The 17,380-nt window shown below is 70.6% G+C and carries 13 protein-coding genes; 7 read left to right on the forward strand and 6 right to left on the reverse strand.

The window, feature by feature from the left end:
* The first annotated feature begins 376 nt into the window (after positions 1 to 376).
* The 5 genes from ACYVLJ_RS12495 (at position 377) to ACYVLJ_RS12515 (ending at position 8,564) form a co-directional block, all read left to right on the forward strand.
* Entirely contained in the window at positions 377 to 3,265 is a 2,889-nt protein-coding gene (locus tag ACYVLJ_RS12495) for a ribonucleoside-diphosphate reductase subunit alpha (RefSeq protein WP_460438757.1), read from the forward strand.
* A 16-nt stretch (positions 3,266 to 3,281) separates the two neighbouring features.
* Positions 3,282 to 4,355 carry a ribonucleotide-diphosphate reductase subunit beta gene (locus ACYVLJ_RS12500; protein ID WP_451975698.1) on the forward strand — a complete coding sequence of 358 codons (1,074 nt, stop codon included), beginning with the start codon at positions 3,282 to 3,284 and terminating at the stop codon, positions 4,353 to 4,355.
* Between the two features lie 151 nt (positions 4,356 to 4,506).
* The gene (locus ACYVLJ_RS12505) at positions 4,507 to 5,967 is read left to right on the forward strand and encodes a cytochrome P450 (RefSeq protein ID WP_460438758.1); all 1,461 of its coding nucleotides are present in this window, start codon (positions 4,507 to 4,509) and stop codon (positions 5,965 to 5,967) included.
* Positions 5,968 to 6,203: 236 nt separating this feature from the next.
* Positions 6,204 to 8,021: a putative bifunctional diguanylate cyclase/phosphodiesterase gene (locus tag ACYVLJ_RS12510; RefSeq protein ID WP_460439126.1), complete on the forward strand. Its 1,818-nt coding sequence runs from the start codon at positions 6,204 to 6,206 to the stop codon at positions 8,019 to 8,021.
* Positions 8,022 to 8,102: 81 nt separating this feature from the next.
* A complete protein-coding gene (locus ACYVLJ_RS12515; protein WP_460438759.1) occupies positions 8,103 to 8,564 on the forward strand; it encodes a peroxiredoxin in 462 nt (153 codons plus the stop codon).
* 203 nt (positions 8,565 to 8,767) lie between these two features.
* On the opposite strand, the gene ACYVLJ_RS12520 is transcribed toward ACYVLJ_RS12515, so the two are convergent.
* The 5 genes from ACYVLJ_RS12520 to ACYVLJ_RS12540 all read right to left on the reverse strand — a co-directional run bounded on the left by ACYVLJ_RS12520 (position 8,768) and on the right by ACYVLJ_RS12540 (position 13,218).
* The gene (locus tag ACYVLJ_RS12520) at positions 8,768 to 9,289 is read right to left on the reverse strand and encodes a GNAT family N-acetyltransferase (protein ID WP_460438760.1); all 522 of its coding nucleotides are present in this window, start codon (positions 9,287 to 9,289) and stop codon (positions 8,768 to 8,770) included.
* Positions 9,286 to 9,819: a GNAT family N-acetyltransferase gene (locus ACYVLJ_RS12525; RefSeq protein ID WP_460438761.1), complete on the reverse strand. Its 534-nt coding sequence runs from the start codon at positions 9,817 to 9,819 to the stop codon at positions 9,286 to 9,288. Before ACYVLJ_RS12525 ends, ACYVLJ_RS12520 begins: the two co-directional genes overlap by 4 nt.
* A 41-nt stretch (positions 9,820 to 9,860) precedes the next feature.
* Complete coding sequence (locus ACYVLJ_RS12530) at positions 9,861 to 11,054, reverse strand: LCP family protein (RefSeq protein ID WP_451975680.1); 1,194 nt, start codon at positions 11,052 to 11,054, stop codon at positions 9,861 to 9,863.
* Between the two features lie 127 nt (positions 11,055 to 11,181).
* The gene (locus ACYVLJ_RS12535; RefSeq protein ID WP_451975677.1) at positions 11,182 to 12,435 is read right to left on the reverse strand and encodes a class I SAM-dependent methyltransferase; all 1,254 of its coding nucleotides are present in this window, start codon (positions 12,433 to 12,435) and stop codon (positions 11,182 to 11,184) included.
* Positions 12,436 to 12,528: 93 nt separating this feature from the next.
* Complete coding sequence (locus tag ACYVLJ_RS12540) at positions 12,529 to 13,218, reverse strand: alpha/beta hydrolase (RefSeq protein ID WP_451975675.1); 690 nt, start codon at positions 13,216 to 13,218, stop codon at positions 12,529 to 12,531.
* Between the two features lie 116 nt (positions 13,219 to 13,334).
* On the opposite strand from ACYVLJ_RS12540, the gene ACYVLJ_RS12545 reads away from it, so the two are divergent.
* Positions 13,335 to 14,063, forward strand: coding sequence for an SIS domain-containing protein (locus tag ACYVLJ_RS12545; protein ID WP_451975672.1), 729 nt, complete (start codon positions 13,335 to 13,337; stop codon positions 14,061 to 14,063).
* Positions 14,064 to 14,177: 114 nt separating this feature from the next.
* Positions 14,178 to 15,344: a serine hydrolase domain-containing protein gene (locus ACYVLJ_RS12550; protein WP_460438762.1), complete on the forward strand. Its 1,167-nt coding sequence runs from the start codon at positions 14,178 to 14,180 to the stop codon at positions 15,342 to 15,344.
* A 115-nt stretch (positions 15,345 to 15,459) separates the two neighbouring features.
* Here the strand turns inward: ACYVLJ_RS12550 and ACYVLJ_RS12555 are convergent, their stop codons facing one another.
* Positions 15,460 to 17,328, reverse strand: a complete 1,869-nt coding sequence (locus ACYVLJ_RS12555; RefSeq protein ID WP_460438763.1) for an ABC transporter ATP-binding protein — start codon at positions 17,326 to 17,328, stop codon at positions 15,460 to 15,462.
* Positions 17,329 to 17,380 lie beyond the last annotated feature (52 nt).

Below are 17,380 nucleotides of genomic sequence, written 5' to 3' on the forward strand. Positions count from 1 at the left end.
ACCGGCGGTCCCTGCCGCGGCTCCGCCGGGCCTTCTTCGACGGTGCGCTCCGGCTCCCGGCGCCCGCAGCGGACCACCCGGCCGCCGCGGTCCGTTGCCGTCGGAAAACAGCCCTGGAACGTACCCCCGAAAACCCGCGCCCACCTCTTGAACTGCACCTCTGGGTGATCACGTAACCCGCCAGGGTGAGGGCGCGACACGCCACCCCTTGGGGCCCGTGCGAGCGTCGACCCCTACATGTAGTCTCTGGTGACCGGGAGGGCCCAGCGACGGGGAGACCGCTGCAGAGTACTGCCGGGCAGCTTTGAAGAACCTGCAGCGCACGGCCTCGTGAGGCCGTGCGGCGATCCAACGCGCCCAAAACTTGGAGACACGCATGTCAGTCGATACCGGTCAGCGGCCGTCCGCCGCCGACGCACCCACCGCGATCCGGGTCATCCGGCGGGACGGCAGCGTGTCGCCGTTCGACGCCGGGAAGATCTCGGTCGCGCTGACCAAGGCGTTCCTCGCGGTCGAGGGTGGCGACGCCGCCGCGTCCTCCCGCGTGCACCACGTCGTCGCGGAGCTGACCCAGCAGGTCGAGACCACCCTGCTGCGCCACGCCGGCCCCGAGACCGCCCTGCACATCGAGCAGATCCAGGACATCGTCGAGCTCGCCCTCATGCGCGGCGAGCACCACAAGGTCGCCCGCGCCTACGTCCTCTACCGCGAGGAGCGCAGCAAGGCCCGCGAGGCCGCCAAGCCGGTCGCGACCGAGTCCGCCCTGAACGTCAAGGGCGCCGACGGCGTCCTGCGCCCGCTCGACTGGGCCCGCGTTTCCCACGTGGTGGGCGAGGCCGTCGCCGGGCTCGAGGACGTCTCCGCGGAGCCGGTGCTGGCCGAAGCCAGGCGCAACCTCTACGACGGCATCAGCGCCGACGAGCTCGCCCTGGCCCAGGTCCTGGCCGCCCGCGTGCTGGTCGAGCAGGAGCCGAACTACTCCTACGTCTCCGCCCGGCTGCTGCTGGACAAGCTGCGCGGCGAGGCCCTGAGCTACCTCGCGAAGAAGCCGCGCCAGGCCAGCCAGGACGAGATGGCCGCCGAGTACCCGGCGTACTTCCGCGCCTACCTGCGCCGCGCGGTCGAGCTGGAGCTGGTCGACGGCGAGCTGCTGCGCTTCGACCTGGACAAGATCACCGCGGCCATCCACGCCGAGCGCGACCTCGACTTCGGCTTCCTCGGCCTGCAGACCCTGTACGACCGGTACTTCCAGCACCACAACGGCACCCGGTTCGAGCTGCCGCAGGCGTTCTTCATGCGCGTCGCCATGGGTCTCGCGATCCGCGAGGACGACCGCGAAGCCCGCGCGATCGAGTTCTACGAGCTGCTCTCGACGTTCCACTTCATGGCGTCCACCCCGACGCTGTTCAACTCGGGCACCACTCGCGCGCAGCTGTCGTCGTGCTTCCTGACCACGGTGGACGACGACCTGGACTCGATCTTCCAGGCGTACAAGAACAACGCGCTGCTGGCGAAGTACTCGGGCGGCCTCGGCAACGACTGGACGCCGGTCCGCGGCCTCGGCGCGCACATCAAGGGCACCAACGGCCAGTCGCAGGGCGTCGTGCCGTTCCTCAAGATCGCCAACGACACCGCCGTCGCGGTCAACCAGGGCGGCAAGCGCAAGGGCGCGGCGTGCGCGTACCTCGAGACCTGGCACGTGGACATCGAGGAGTTCCTCGACCTGCGCAAGAACACCGGTGACGACCGCCGCCGCACCCACGACATGAACACCGCGAACTGGGTGCCGGACGAGTTCCTCCGCCGCGTCGAGGCGAACGGCGAGTGGACGCTGTTCTCGCCGAACGAGACGCCGGACCTGCACGACCTCTACGGCAACGAGTTCGCCGCCCGCTACCGCGAGTACGAGGCGATGGCCGACCGCGGCGAGATCAAGGTCTTCCGCCGCCTGCGCGCGGTGGACCTGTGGCGCCGCATGCTGACCATGCTGTTCGAGACCGGCCACCCGTGGATCACGTTCAAGGACCCGTGCAACCTGCGCTCGCCGCAGCAGCACGTCGGCGTCGTGCACTCGTCCAACCTGTGCACCGAGATCACGCTGAACACCACCACCGACGAGGTCGCGGTCTGCAACCTCGGCTCGGTGAACCTGCTCAAGCACGTCACTCCGTCCGGTTTGGACACCGAGCGCCTCGAGAAGACCGTGCGCACGGCCGTCCGCATGCTGGACAACGTGATCGACATCAACTTCTACACGATCCCGGAGGCGCGCCGCTCCAACCTGCGTCACCGCCCGGTGGGCCTGGGCATCATGGGCTTCCAGGACGCGCTGTTCGAGATCGGCGTCCCGTTCGCCTCCGAAGAGGCCGTCAAGTTCGCCGACGTCTCCATGGAGCACCTCTCCTACTACGCGATCTCGGCCTCGACCGACCTCGCCGAGGAGCGCGGGCAGTACCAGTCGTTCGAGGGATCGCTGTGGAGCAAGGGCATCCTGCCGATCGACTCGCTGCAGCTGCTCATCGACGCCCGCCAGGGTGACGGCCTCGACATCGACACCTCCACGACGCTCGACTGGGCGCCGCTGCGCGAGCGCGTCAAGACCGTCGGCATGCGCAACTCGAACGTGATGGCGATCGCGCCGACCGCGACGATCTCCAACATCTCGGGCGTCGGCCAGTCGATCGAGCCGCTGTTCCAGAACCTGTTCGTCAAGTCGAACATGTCCGGCGACTTCACCGTGGTGAACCCGCACCTGGTCAAGAGCCTCAAGGAGCGCGGGCTCTGGGACGAGGTCATGGTGAGCGACCTCAAGTACTTCGACGGTTCGCTCGGCCAGATCGACCGCGTGCCGGACGACCTGAAGGCGCTGTACGCGACGGCGTTCGAGATCGAGTCGAAGTGGATCGTCGACGCCGGTTCGGTGCGCCAGAAGTGGATCGACCAGGCGCAGTCGCTGAACCTGTACATCGCGGCGCCGAGCGGCCGCAAGCTCGACGAGCTGTACCGCTACGCGTGGCACAAGGGCCTCAAGACCACGTACTACCTGCGGGCGCAGTCCGCGACGCACGTGGAGAAGAGCACCCTGCGCGGCACCGACGGCAAGCTGAACGCCGTCTCGGCCACCCCGGCTCCGGCCGCGGTCCCGGCCGCGGCGCCGTCGCCTTCGCCGGCCCCCGAGCCGAAGCCGGCGCCGGACGTCGACTTCGTGGCCACCGAAGGCGCCGCCTGCCGCATCGACGACCCCGACTGCGAAGCCTGCCAGTAAAGGAATCCCTGCAGACATGACCAACGTGGAGACGACGGACGCGACCGGCCTCGGGGAGATCGAGGTCGGCGCCGCCCGGATCAACGTCGACGACAAGCGCATGATCAACGCGCGCGCCGACGTCAACCAGCTGCTGCCGATGAAGTACACCTGGGCCTGGGAGAAGTACCTGGCCGGCTGCAACAACCACTGGATGCCGACCGAGGTCGCCATGCAGGCCGACATCGCGCTGTGGAAGTCGAAGGACGGCCTCACCGAGGACGAGCGGCAGATGCTCAAGCGCAACCTGGGCTTCTTCGCGACCGCGGAGTCCCTGGTGGCCAACAACATCGTCCTCGCGGTGTACCGCCAGATCACGAACCCCGAGTGCCGCCAGTACCTGCTGCGCCAGGCGTTCGAGGAGGCCGTGCACACGCACACCTTCCAGTACATCTGCGAAAGCCTCGGCCTGGTCGAGGGCGAGCTGTTCAACATGTACCGCGAAGTCCCCTCCATCTCGGAGAAGGACGCGTGGGCGCTGAAGTACACGCAGAACCTGGAGAACCCGGAGTTCGAGACCGGCACGCCGGAGGCCGACCAGGCGTTCCTGCGTGACCTCGTCGCGTTCTACGTGATCTTCGAGGGCATGTGGTTCTACACCGGCTTCGCGCAGATCCTGTCGCTGGGCCGCCGGAACAAGATGGTCGGCATCGCCGAGCAGTACCAGTACATCCTGCGCGACGAGTCGATCCACCTGAACTTCGGCATCGACTGCATCAACCAGATCAAGATCGAGAACCCGCACCTGTGGACCGAAGAGTTCCAGGCCGAGGTGCGCGGCATGCTGAAGGAAGCGTGCGAGCTCGAGGTCAACTACGCGCGCGACACGATGCCGCGCGGCATGCTCGGCCTGTCGGCGCAGCTGTGCGAGCAGTACATGCACTTCATCACCGACCGGCGCGCGCAGCAGATCGGCCTCCAGCCGATCTTCGGCGAGACCGAGAACCCGTTCCCGTGGATGTCCGAGGCGATGGACCTGAAGAAGGAGAAGAACTTCTTCGAGACCCGCGTCATCGAGTACCAGTCGGGTGGCGCGCTCGACTGGGACTGACCCGCACCGCTGAGCTCGGCCACGCCCCCGGTTCCCCCGGGGGCGTGGCCGAGCTGCGTTCCGGGAAGCCACCCGAAAAGAGGACAGCCCAGCTGTTGTCAGGTCGTCAACAAGGGTGCATCGTGAAGGGGTCGCCGATCTCAGCGGGGAGATGGTCACTTTGCCGAGCACTGTCAGCCGAGCCGCCGAAGCGCTGCGCGAACGCGTTCCGCCCCTGACCGCGCTGCCGCTCCCCCACAAGCTCGACGAACGCTGGCTGGCCTCGCGCTGGCCCGTCAAGGAGCTCGCGACGCCGCCCGCGGGCAGCGGCCTCAAGCCCGTGCTCGGCGACGAAGGCCCGCCCGTCGTCGGGCACATGCTCGAGATGATGCGCTTCGGCCCCGCCTTCGGCCTGCGCCGCTACGAGCTCTACGGCCCCGTCTCGTGGACCGCCGGCTTCGGGCGGCGGATCGTCGCGCTGTCCGGGCCCGAAGCCACGCAGATCGCGCTCGTCAACAAGGACAAGGCCTTCTCGCAGGAGGGCTGGAAGTTCTTCATCGAGAAGTTCTTCGAGCGCGGCCTGATGCTGATGGACTTCGGCGAGCACCACCTGCACCGCCGGATCATGCAGGAGGCGTTCACCCGTCCGCGGCTCACCGGCTACGTCAACGAGATGGGCCCGGCGCTGCGCGAAGGCGTCGGGAGCTGGGGCGAGAGCGAGCGGCCGCGGCTGTACTGGGCGCTCAAGCAGCTGACCCTCGACGTCGCGACGCGCGTGTTCATGGGCATGCGCAGCGGCGCCGACGCGCACCGGATCAACCGCGCGTTCGTCAGCTCCGTGCGCGCCGGCACCGCGTTCATGCGCTTCCCGGTGCCCGGCGGCCGCTGGTCGGCGGGGCTGCACGGGCGGAAGGTCCTCGAGCGCTACTTCGGCGAGAACCTCCCGGCGAAGCGGGCTTCCGACGGCGACGACCTGTTCAGCGCCCTCTGCCACGCCAGGACCGAAGACGGCGACCGGTTCACCGACACCGACGTCGTCAACCACATGATCTTCCTGATGATGGCCGCGCACGACACGACGACCATCACCAGCAGCGCCATGGCGTACTACCTGGCCAAGCACCCGGAGTGGCAGGAGCGCGCCCGCGAGGAGTCCCTCGCCCTCGGCGACGACGTCCTCGACATCGACGCGGTCGACGAGCTGGAAACCCTCGACCTCGTCATGAAGGAGGCCCTGCGGCTGGTCGCGCCGGTGCCGACGCTGACGCGCCAGACGGTCAAGGACACCGAGGTCCTCGGGCACTACATCCCCGCCGGCACCCTCTGCGGCGTCTCGCCGACGGTGAACCACTTCGCCCCCGAGTGCTGGACGGACCCGTTCGCGTTCGACCCCGAGCGGTTCGCCGAACCGCGCCGCGAGGACAAGTCGCACCGGATGGCGTGGATGCCCTTCGGCGGCGGCGCGCACAAGTGCATCGGGCTCCACTTCGGCAGCCTCGAGGTGAAGTTGCTGATGCACGAAATGCTGCGGGCCTACCGCTGGTCGGTTCCGGAGAGTTACACCGCGAAGTGGGATTACGTGTCCCTGCCGGTCCCCGCCGACGGTCTTCCGGTGCGCCTGGCCCGCCGCTGACGATCACCCGTCCGCGCACACGCACACGCCGTGACAAAATGTCACCGCATGTGGAGATTCGTTCACTCGTTCAGCCGGTAGACACCCCGTGACGCGCATGATGGCGTGGCATCGATCGCGGCCGAGGGGTACCTAGTGTGGCGTCATGATCCCCGACACCGCGTCTGAGCTGGCCTGACCTGTGCGTGAAGAGGTGGAGTGTGCCTGAGCCCGGTGCCGCGCCAGGGTTGCTGGACGTGGCTCGCCGGTGGGCGGCGACGTTGGCCGACACCAAAGGAGTAACACTTCCCCCGGAGGAGCTCGAACCCCTGCTGCTGGAGATCGCGCACGACGCGGTCGGCCACGCCGGCTCGGGGCGCGACGGCGCGCTGCTGCGGTTCACCGCGCTCTACGCCGCGTCACCGATGGGGATCGCGCTGGCCGACCCGGACGGCGAGATCGTGGAGGCCAACATCGCGCTCGGCCAGCTGCTCGGCAGCTCGCCGGACCGGTTCCGGGGCCGCCACATCACCGAGCTCGGCTCGACCGACCACGACGTCTCGCGGCTCAAGGCCGGGCTCGAGCAGGTCCGCAACGGGCGCGAGCGCTACCAGGAGCGGATGCTGCTCGACCACACCGAAGACGGGCAGCTCTGGACCGACGTCACCCTCGCCCGGCTGCCCGGCGACCGGCCGGGCTCGGTCTACCCGGTGCTGATGGTGTCCGACGCCAACGAGCTGCACCTGCTGCAGGAGCGGCTGCTGCACCAGAACGTGCACGACCCGCTGACCGGGCTGCCGAACGCGTCATCCTTCACCACCAAGCTCGAGGCCGCGCTCGGCGCCGGCGCGCGCGACGACATCGCGCTGATCTACCTCGACGTCGACGGCTTCAAGGTGGTCAACGACGGCCTCGGCGCCGGCGTCGGCGACCAGGTGCTGCGCGGGGTCGCGGGCAAGCTGTCGGCGGTGTTCACCGGCCACCACGACGGGTTCGTCGCGCGGCTGTCCGGCGACGGCTTCGCGGTGCTGCTGCGCGGCGAGCTGTCCGCCGCCGAGGTAGTCGAGCTCGTCGAACGGGCGCTGGAGGACCTCAACGAGCCGATCTACCTGGGCGGGCACGGCATCGGCGTCAGTGCGAGCGCGGGCATCGTGGTGCGCGCGGCCGTCGAGGGCGGTGCGGCGGAGCTGCTGCGGGCGGCGGAGATCGCGCTGCACCGGGCCAAGGAGGCCGGCAAGGCGCAGTGGATGCTGTTCGACCCCGAGCTGGACGCGCGCGACCGCGGCCGTTACCAGCTCGGCGCGGTGATCGCGGGGGCGTTGGAGAACGGCGAGTTCTCGCTCGTCTACCAGCCGACGGTCCGGCTCGCCGACCCCGAGCGGCTCGCCGCGGTCAACGCCGGGCTGCGCTGGAACCACCCGGAGAAGGGCGAGCTGGACTCGGACGAGTTCTACCCGCTGGCCCAGACGACGGGCATGACGGTCCCGCTCGGCCGCTGGCTCCTGGCGGAGTCCCTGGCGGCGACGTCCCGCTGGCGCGCCCGCTTCGGCGACGCGACCCCGGACGTCTGCGTCAAGCTCCCCCCGCGGCTGGCGATCGACCCGGACCTGGTGCTGCTGGTGAAGGAGCAGCTGGACAAGCAGGAGCTGCCGGCGAACGTGCTGCGGCTGTGCACGGACCGCGACTCGATCCTCGACCCGCGCGGCGAGGTCCTGGACTCGTTCGCCGTGCTGTCCGACCTGGGGACGCAGCTGGTGCTGACGATCACGGGCTCGGCGGACCTGGAGCTGATCCCCCGCCACCACCTCCCGGTGCGCCACGTGATCCTCTCGGGCGCGGTGGTCGACGCCCTGGACACCGACGACCCGCCCGACTCCGCCATCCGCCTGGTGACCCAGCTGGTCACGCGGGCCCGCGAGCTGAAGCTGAAGGTGGGTGCGGAGGGGGTGCGCACGCACGAGCAGGCGGCGCGGCTGCGTCAGCTGGGCGTCCTGGCGGCGCGCGGGCCCTTCGTCCTCGACTCGGCCACCGGCGACGAGGTCGACGAACTGATCGCCCGCCACCCCGGCAGCTGACCCCGGGGTGACCAAGCCGATGCGGCGGCGGCTCCGAACCCCCGGCAAGATGGGTTCTGCCGCCGACGAGAAGGGACCTCCATGGACGCCGGAGACCTCGCCCCCGACTTCACGCTGCCCGACGACCAGGGCCGCGACCGCACGCTGTCGGACTTCCTGGCCACCGGCCCGGTCGTGCTGTTCTTCTACCCCGCCGCGATGACGGGCGGCTGCACCGCCGAAAGCTGCCACTTCCGCGACCTCGCCGCGGAGTTCGCCGAGGTCGGCGCGCACCGGATCGGCATCAGCCCGGACGGCGTCACCAAGCAGCGCCAGTTCTCCGAGGCCAACGACTTCGACTACCCGCTGCTGTCCGATGTGGAGGGTGTGGTCGCCAAGCAGTTCGGCGTCTGGCGGAAACTGGTGCCGCTGCACGCCAAGCGCGTCACGTTCGTGATCGGCGAGGACCGGAAGGTGCTCGAGAAGATCAAGAGCGAGCTGAACTTCACGGTCCACGCCGACCAGGCGCTCAAGGTGCTGCGGGAGCACGACAAGGTGTCCTGAGCGTCACCGGCGCCACCCGCGCGGAGGCCACCCCGGCGGCCGGCGCACTCCGGCCGCCGGCCAGCCGCGCGGGCGGTCCCGCCGGCGCCGCCGGACCGCGTACTCGTGCGCTTCCGCCCGGTTCCCGCGCTTCTGGGCCCGGTTCCCGGATTCGCGTCGCTCGCACAGCCACCGGTGACTGAGCTCGGTCCCCCAGGTGATGGTCATCGCGGCTCCCTACGCCACACGTGATCGGTCCCCGTGCACGCCGGGGCGAGCGGTTTCTCCGCCGGCTCTTCGCGCACCTTCTCGAAGCCCAGCCGAGCCGGCACGGCTCCACTCCGGACGTTCGCCTCGTCGTGCTTGATCTCGACGTACCCCGCGCCCAGCCGGAACGCCTCCGTCGTCAAGAGCGAAACCGCGCGGGTCATCAGGCCGCGGCCGGTGGCTTCGCGGGCGAGCCAGTAGCCGATCTCGACGCCGCCCTCGCGCGCCATCACGCCGACGCCGCCGACCGGCGAGCCGTCGACGCGGATCGCGTACTCGTACGCTTCCCCGCTCTCCCAGCGCTTCGCGGTCAGCCGGAGGAACTCGGCGCTGTCGTCGGCCGAATAGCCGCCCGTCGCCCAGATCAGCCAGGCACCCAGGTGCTCGAGCGAGCCCGTGACCGCCGCGAGCAGCGCGGCCGCGTCCTCGGGCTGCCAGCGGGCCAGCGTGAAGCCGTCCCCGGCATACGTCTCGTTCACGGCTTCTCCTTCCGCCACACCTGTTTGACGCCCACGCACGCCGGCGGCCGGACGCCGTCTTCGGCGGGTTCCTTGCGCACCGGCGAAAACCCCAGCCGCGCCGGCACCGCTCCACTTCGGACGTTCGCCTCGTCGTGCCGGATTTCGGCGTACCCCGCGCCGCGCCGGAAGGCGTCCGAAACCAGCAGCGAAACCGCGCGCGTCACCAAACCGCGTCCGGTGAAGTCACGAGCCAGCCAGTAGCCGATCTCGACGCCGCCCTCGCGCGCCATCACGCCGACGGCCCCGGCGAGCGAGCCGTCCACGCGGATCGCCCACTCGTACGCCCGGCCGGCTTCCCAGTTCTCGTGCGTCAGGCGGAGAAACGCCGCCGCGTCCTCGCCGGTGTAGCCGCCGGCGGCCCAGGGCACCCAGTCGGCCAGGTGCGCGCCGGACCCGGAAACCGCGGCCTGGACCGCGCCGGCGTCGGCGGACGTCCAGCGGGTCAGCGAAAACTCTTCGCGGGTCAGGGTCTCGGCCGGGATCTCCATGCGCTTCATGGTGCCCCGGCCGGGACCCGTCCCGCGAGCCATTAATTGACGATGACGCTGTCCGGGATCTCCGTGTCGTTCTTCAGCGCGTCGAACAGCTGCTTCGACTTCGTCTTGTCCCAGTTCTCGGCCGACGCGCTCGTCACCGGGACCGTCGTCGTCACGACGCCGCCCGAGGAGATGCCGCGCATCGCCCACGCCAGCCCGACGAGGTTGTGCACGTGGTCGCCGGAGTCCATCGTCAGCGCGTCCGGCCCGGAGCCCAGCAGCGGGAAGAAGTGGAACGGGTTGAGCAGCGTGCCCGGGCTCGCGATCTGGCTGACCAGGGCGCCGATGAACTTGCGCTGGTTGACGACGCGGTCGAGGTCCGAGCGCGGCGTCGCGTCGCTGTGGCGCATGCGCACGAAGCCCAGCGCCGAACGGCCGTCGAGCGACTGGCAGCCCGCCTTGATGCTGATGCCGGTGACCGTGTCGTTCATGTCCTTGTCGATGCACATGTCGACGCCGCCGATCGCGTCGACGATCTTCGCGAAGCCGCCGAAGCCGATTTCCGCGTAGTGGTCGATGTGCAGGCCCGTGGCGCCTTCGACGGTCTGCGCGAGCAGCTTCGGCCCGCCCAGCGAGAACGCCGCGTTGATCTTGTTCTTGCCGTGGCCGGGGATCGACACCTGCGAGTCGCGCGGCAGCGAGAGCAGCGTCGGCTTGGTGGAGTTGTCCGGGAGGTGCGCGACCATGATCGTGTCGGTGCGCTGCCCGCCGCCGGCCGCGGCGACGTCGCCGGTGGCGAGGCGTTCCTCGTCGTCGGCCGTGAGGCCTTCGCGGCTGTCCGAGCCGACGATCAGCCAGTTGGTGCCGGCCGCCGCGACCGGGCGGCCGGAGTAGTCGGCGAGCGCGTCGACGCGCTTGATCGAGAACTCCAGGTAGACCCAGATGCCGGCGAGGAACACGACGAACACCAGCAGCAGGGTCATCAGGATCCGGCCGAAGCCCCAGCGACGGCGGCGCCGGGGCGGGCGGGACGGCGGGTAGTCGTCGTCCGGGCGCGGAGGGTCACGCCGGGGCGGCGGGGGCGGCGCGTACTGCGGCTCCGGCTCCCCCATCGGGCGGGTGCGCTCGTCGTACGGGCTGCGGCCCCGCCCGGGCAGCGGCATCATCTGCGCGCGCTGGTGGTCCCGGGGGCGGCCGGCGGGCCGGGGCGGCATGCGGCGGCCACCGTCGTCGCCTCGGTACGTCATCACATCACCCAATCCGGTCATGCGGTGCGGGCGTCCCAGGCCGATCGCACGCGCTCAAGAAGAAGACGTGCGGCACCCTGACACGGTTGTTCGACCGCGGCAACGCGAACAGGTGTGACGCAGCTCGCTACCGGTTCGGGACCTCGTAGCCGAACTGGTGGACCTTGAGGTACCCGGAGCGGAACCCGGCTTCCGAGTACGCCAGGTAGAACTCCCACATCCGCCGGAAGACGTCGTCGAACCCGAATCCGGCGACGTCGGCCCAGCGGTGCAGGAACCGTTCACGCCACAACCGTAGCGTGCGCGCGTAGTCCTGGCCGAACTCGCGCATCCCGGCCAGCTTGAGCCGGGTGTTCGCCACGACGCCCTCTTCGATCGAGCGCACGGACGGGATGATGCCGCCCGGGAAGATGTACTTGTGGATCCAGGTGTAGGCGCGCGAGGCCGCCATCATCCGATCGTGGTCCATCGTGATGGCCTGCAGGCCGAACCGCCCGCCCGGGCGCAGCCGCTGCCCGATCGTGGCGTAGAACGTCGGCCAGTAGGACGCGCCGACGGCCTCGATCATCTCGACGCTGACGACGGCGTCGTACTGGCCGCTCGACTCGCGGTAGTCGCACAGCTTCACGTCGACGCGGTCGGAGAACCCGGCCTTGGCGATGCGCTCGGTGGCCAGCGCGCGCTGTTCCTCCGAAATGGTCAGCGACGTCACGTGCGCGCCGCGGGCCGCGGCGCGGATGGCGAGCTCGCCCCAGCCGGTGCCGATTTCGAGGACCTCGCTGCCGTCGCGGACGCCGGCGTAGTCGAGCACGCTGTCGATCTTGCGGTGCTGGGCGGCGGTGAGGTCGTCGGCCGGGCCGAACAGCGCCGAGGAGTACATCATCGACTCGTCGAGGAAGGCGCCGAACAGGTCGTTGGACAGGTCGTAGTGCCGGTGGATGTTGGCCCGCGCGCCTTCGAGCGTGTTCTCCTCCGACGGCGGCTGCGTGCGCTCGGCGATCCGGCGGAACTTCTGCAGCACCGGCGGCACGAGCGTGGCCATCCGCTCGGCGAACGGGGTCAGCACCTCGGCCAGGTCGGACGCGGTCCAGTCGCCGGCCATGTAGGACTCGCCGAAGCCGATCTTGGCGTCGACACCGAGGCGGTGGAAGAACGCTTCGGGACGCAGAATGCGCATTTCGGGCGATTCGGGCCCGCCGGCGCCGAGGACGGTGCCGTCCGGGAACGTCACGCGGAGGTCGAGCGGGCGGACCGCGCGACGGAACAGCGTGACGGCGATCCGCGCGCGCAGCGCCGAATGCGGCGGGGTGGCCAGACCCGGCCACCGGGACTCGTCGGGCACGTCCTGGGCCGACGCCCGGTCAACACTCGAGGTGGTCACGATTCTCCCTCCGCCGGCCAGGTGCGCCGGTGATCGATTTTAGTCGCCGCACCCCCGCGGCGCGCTTCGTCGAATGCCCTGTTCGGAAGCCTTTCACACCGGTATTCGCAGCCGCTGCGGCCCGGGCTCGGCCCAGGCGCCACGGAGTTCGTCACCGATGTCCCCGGCGAACACTTCCAGTGTGAAAGCCGTCGTCAGCCGGGTCCACACCGAAGACCGGCGCAGCATCGCGTGGCCCTCGTTGGCGATCTCGAACCGCGCCACGCGGGCGGCGACGCCCTCGGCGCGTTCGGCGAAGGCGTGGGACTCGGCCGGGCTGGTCATCCGGTCGCGGGTGCCGTGCACGATGAGCACGGACCGCCCGGCGACGGCCTCGACCGGCTCGCCCCGCGGCGTCCACGGCGCCAGCGCGCAGACCCCGCGCACGGCCGGGTCGTCGGCGACGCGCAGCGCGACGCGCCCGCCCATGGAGTGCCCGACCAGCACGACGGGCAGGCCCGGGTGGTCGGCGCGGATGCGCTCGAGGGCCCAGCGGGCGTCTTCGACGGGGTCCAGCACGGGCGCGTTCCAGCCGTAGCGGCGGTTGCGCAGCAGCCGCACCTCGACGCCGTCGCGCCGTCCCGCGCGGTGCAGGGCGCGCGCGATCGGGACCATGCGCAGGAACGCGAGCTTCCAGGGCGGCACCCGGCCCGTGCCGTGCTCGGCACCGCCGTGCAGCACGAGCACCACCGCTTCGGTCCGCCCGCGTGCCGGCCACACGGACACCGCCGGTTCTCCGCTCACCCCTGGTTCCTCCTCGCCCGCATCAGGACCAACCCCGCCCGCCCACCGGGCTATTCCACCGCGTCTCCCCATTCTCGCGGTAGATTCGGCGCCCGATCCCCGACGGAAGGGTGGGTGTGGTGAGCGCCACGGACATCTCGGGCAGTGTCGCCAAGCAGCTGGCGGACGTCGAGCAGGCCAACGCCGAAGCGGTACGGGCGGCGGCGGACCTGGTGCTGGGGGTGATCCGGGCCGACGCACTGGTCTATACCGCGGGCGCCGGGCACTCGCTGGCGGCCGTCGCGGAGACGTTCTACCGGGCGGGCGGCCTGGCGTGCGTCTACCCGCTGTACCACCCGGACCTGCTGCCGCTGCACGGCGCGGTGTCCAGCACGAAGACCGAGCGGCGCAGCGGGCTCGCCGCGGAGGTCCTTGCCGAGCGCGCGCCGGGCCCGGACGACGTGCTGGTCGTGTTCTCGACGTCCGGTTCGAACCCGTACCCGGTCGAGCTGTGCGTCGAGGCCCGGAAGCGGGGTGCGGCGGTCATCGCGGTGACGTCGCGGGCGTGCGTGGCGGCGGCGCCGAAGCGGTCGTCCAGCACCCTGGTCGAGCAGGGCACGGTGGTGCTGGACTCACTGGTGATCCCCGGCGACGCGAGCTACCCGCCGGACGCGCCGCGCACCGCGCCGCTGTCCACTGTGGTCAACGCGTTCCTGTGGAACCTGGTCCTCGCGCAGGTCTACGACCGCGGCGCGGCCGAGGGCCTCGACGTCCCGCTGTGGCGCAGCTCCAATGTGGAGGGCGGCGACGAGGCGAACGCGGCGCTGCTCGAGAAGTACTCCGCGATCGTGCCCCGGCTGCGCTAGCCGGTTCGTGAAAAAGCACCGGCCGGGCACGCCTTGACGGGCGTGCCCGGCCGCTTTAGCGTCTGCATACCGACTGGTCGGTGTGGATCGGTCGAGGCGCTCGGAGGAGGTCCCATGACCGGTTCCACCGCGACAGTGCAGGGCGAGTGCGCACCCGGGTTCGAGCCGGTGCGCGAGGCTTTCGAAGCGAACTTCCGCGAGCGGGGCGAACTGGGCGCCGCGTTCACGGCCATCCGCGACGGCGAGGTCGTCGCCGACCTGTGGGGCGGCTGGACCGGGCCGGACCGCACGACGCCGTGGCAGCCCGGCACCCTCGCCAACGTGTGGTCGACGACCAAGGGCATGACCGCGATCTGCGCGCACAAGCTCGTCGACGCCGGCGAGCTGGACGTCGACGTGCCGGTCGCGAAGTACTGGCCCGAGTTCGCCGCGGCGGGCAAGGCCGAGGTCCCGGTGCGGTGGCTGCTCACCCACCGCTCCGGCGTGCCCGGCATCGGCCTCGACCGGCCGGTGCGGGTCGAGGAGCTGTACGACTGGGACCTCATGACGTCGCTGCTGGCGGCCCAGGAACCGTTGTACGAGCCCGGTTCCGCGGGCGGGTACCACGCCCTGGCGTACGGATGGCTCGTCGGCGAGGTCGTCCGGCGGGTGGCCGGGCAGGGCGTCCGGGAGTTCTTCGCCGAGCAGGTCGCGCGGCCGCTCGGCGCCGACTTCTCGATCGGGCTGTCCTCGGACGCGGACCTGGCCCGGTGCGCCACCCTGGTCGACCCGGTGATGACGGAGGAGATGGCGAACGCGCTGGCCTCGGCGTTCGCCGCCGCTGGCCCGGTCGCGCAGGCCGCGTTGACGAACCCGCGTCTCGAAGGCCACCACGCGAACGACCCGGCGTTCCGCCGCGCTGTGCTGCCGGCGCTGAACGGCCACGGCACGGCCCGCGCGATCGCGACGATCTACGGCGGGCTGGCCACCGGCGACCTCCTGTCCGCGCCGACACTGGCCCGCGCCCGCGAAAGCCAGGGCAAGGAGATCGACGCGGTGCTGGGCCTGCCGAACGAGTGGGGCCTGGGCTTCTACCTCGGCAGCGACGCCCGCGGCTTCGGCCCGAACCCGGCGGCCTTCGGCCACGACGGCCTGGGCGGCTCAACGGGCGGCGCCGACCCGGAAAACGGCCTCTCGTTCGGCTACACCCTCAACCAGCTGGGCCCCCTGATCCGCGACGACCCCCGCAAAATGGCCCTGGTCACCGCCCTCTACACGTGCGTCGAGGGGCATCACGCGTGATTCGAGGGGACACACCCGTGATTGGCGGGGCATCACCGTGATGCCCCGCCAATCACGTGTGATGCCTCTTCAATCACGTGTGATGCCTGCTCAATCACGCGTGATGCCTCTCTGATCACGCCACCGCGGGTTCTTCCTCCGCGAACTGGGTGGCGTGGAGGGTTGCGTAGCGGCCGTTCGCGGCCAGGAGTTCCTCGTGCGTGCCGCGCTCGACGATCTCGCCGTGCTCCAGGACCAGGATCTGGTCGGCCGCGCGGACCGTCGACAGCCGGTGCGCGATCACCAACGCCGTGCGGCCGGCCAACGCGTGCGTCAGCGCCTCGCCGACCGCCGCCTCGGACTCGGAGTCCAGGTGCGCGGTCGCCTCGTCGAGGATGACGACCTTGGGCTGGGCCAGCAGCAGCCGCGCGATGGTCAGCCGCTGACGCTCGCCGCCCGACAGCCGGTAGCCGCGCTCGCCCACCGTCGTGTCGAGACCGTCGGGCAGGGACCGCACCAGCTCACCGAGCCGGGCCCGCTCCAGCGCTTCCCAGATCTCGTCGTCGGTGACGCCGGGACGCGCGTAGGCCAGGTTCGCGCGGATCGTGTCGTGGAAGAGGTGCCCGTCCTGCGTCACGACACCGACGGTTTCCCGCAGCGAAGCGAAAGTCAGGTCCCGGACGTCCACATCGGACAGCCGCACCGAGCCGGAGTCGACGTCGTAGAGCCGCGGCAGCAGCGACGCGATCGTCGACTTCCCCGCCCCCGAAGACCCGACCAGCGCGACCATCTGGCCCGGCTCGGCGCGGAAGGAGATGCCGTGCAGCACCTCTTCCCCGCCGCGGTGGTCGAGCGTCGCGACGTCTTCGAGCGACGCCAGCGAGTACCGGTCCGCCGCCGGGTACCCGAACCGGACGTCGGAGAACTCCACCGAGACCGGCCCGGACTCGAGCGCCCGCGCGGCCGGCTTCTCCTCGATCATCGGCTTCAGGTCCAGCACCTCGAAGACCCGCTCGAACGACACCAGCGCGGTCATGACGTCGACGCGCACGTTGGCCAGCGCGGTCAGCGGCGCGTAGAGCCGGGTCAGCAGCAGTGCCAGCGCGACGACGGTGCCCGGTGCGAGCACGCCGGTCAGCGCGAGGTACCCGCCCAGGCCGTAGACGAGCGCCTGCGCCAGCGCCGAAACGAGGGTCAGGCTGGTCATGAACCAGCGGGTCAGCATCGCGGTGCGCACGCCGATGTCGCGGACGCGCCCCGCGCGCAGGCCGAAGTCGTCGGCTTCCTGGACCGGCCGGCCGAAGAGCTTCACCAGCGTCGCGCCCGGCGCGGAGAACCGCTCGGTCATCTGCGTGGTCATGCCGGCGTTCAGGTTCGCGGCCTCGCGCTGCAGCCCGGCCATCCGGCGGCCGAGCCGGCGCGCGGGCACCACGAAGATCGGCAGCAGCACCAGCGCGATGAGCGTGACCTGCCACGACAGCGTGAGCATGACGGCCAGCGAAAGCACCAGCTGGATGGTGTTGGTGACCAGGCCCGACAGCGTCGCGGTGAACGTCCGCTGCGCGCCGATGACGTCGTTGTTCAGCCGCGAGACCAGCGCGCCGGTGCGTGTGCGGGTGAAGAACGCGATCGGCATCCGCTGCACGTGCTCGAACACCGCGCGGCGCAGGTCGTAGATGATGCCCTCGCCGATGCGGGCGGACTGCCACCGTTCGATGAGCCCGAAGCCGGCGTCGGCGACGGCGAGCAGCGCGATGACGACCGCGAGCCAGACGACGAGCGGCAGGTCACGCCCGGCGACGATCGCGTCGACGACCTTGCCCGCCAGCACGGGCGTCGTCACCGCGAGGACCGCCGAGACGACGGTCAGCACGAGAAAGGCCAGCAGCCGTCGCCAGTGCGGCCGGGCGAACCGCGCGACGCGTTTGAGCGTGCCGCGGGTGAGCCCCTTCGGCACGTCGTTGGCGCGCATCGCCGAGCTCAGCAGCGCCCAGGTGTTGTCCATGGGAAACCCCCAGTGTCAAAACCTCTACTATAGCTGAGGTTTTCTCCTGATA

It is taken from the genome of Amycolatopsis stemonae, assembly GCF_054781455.1.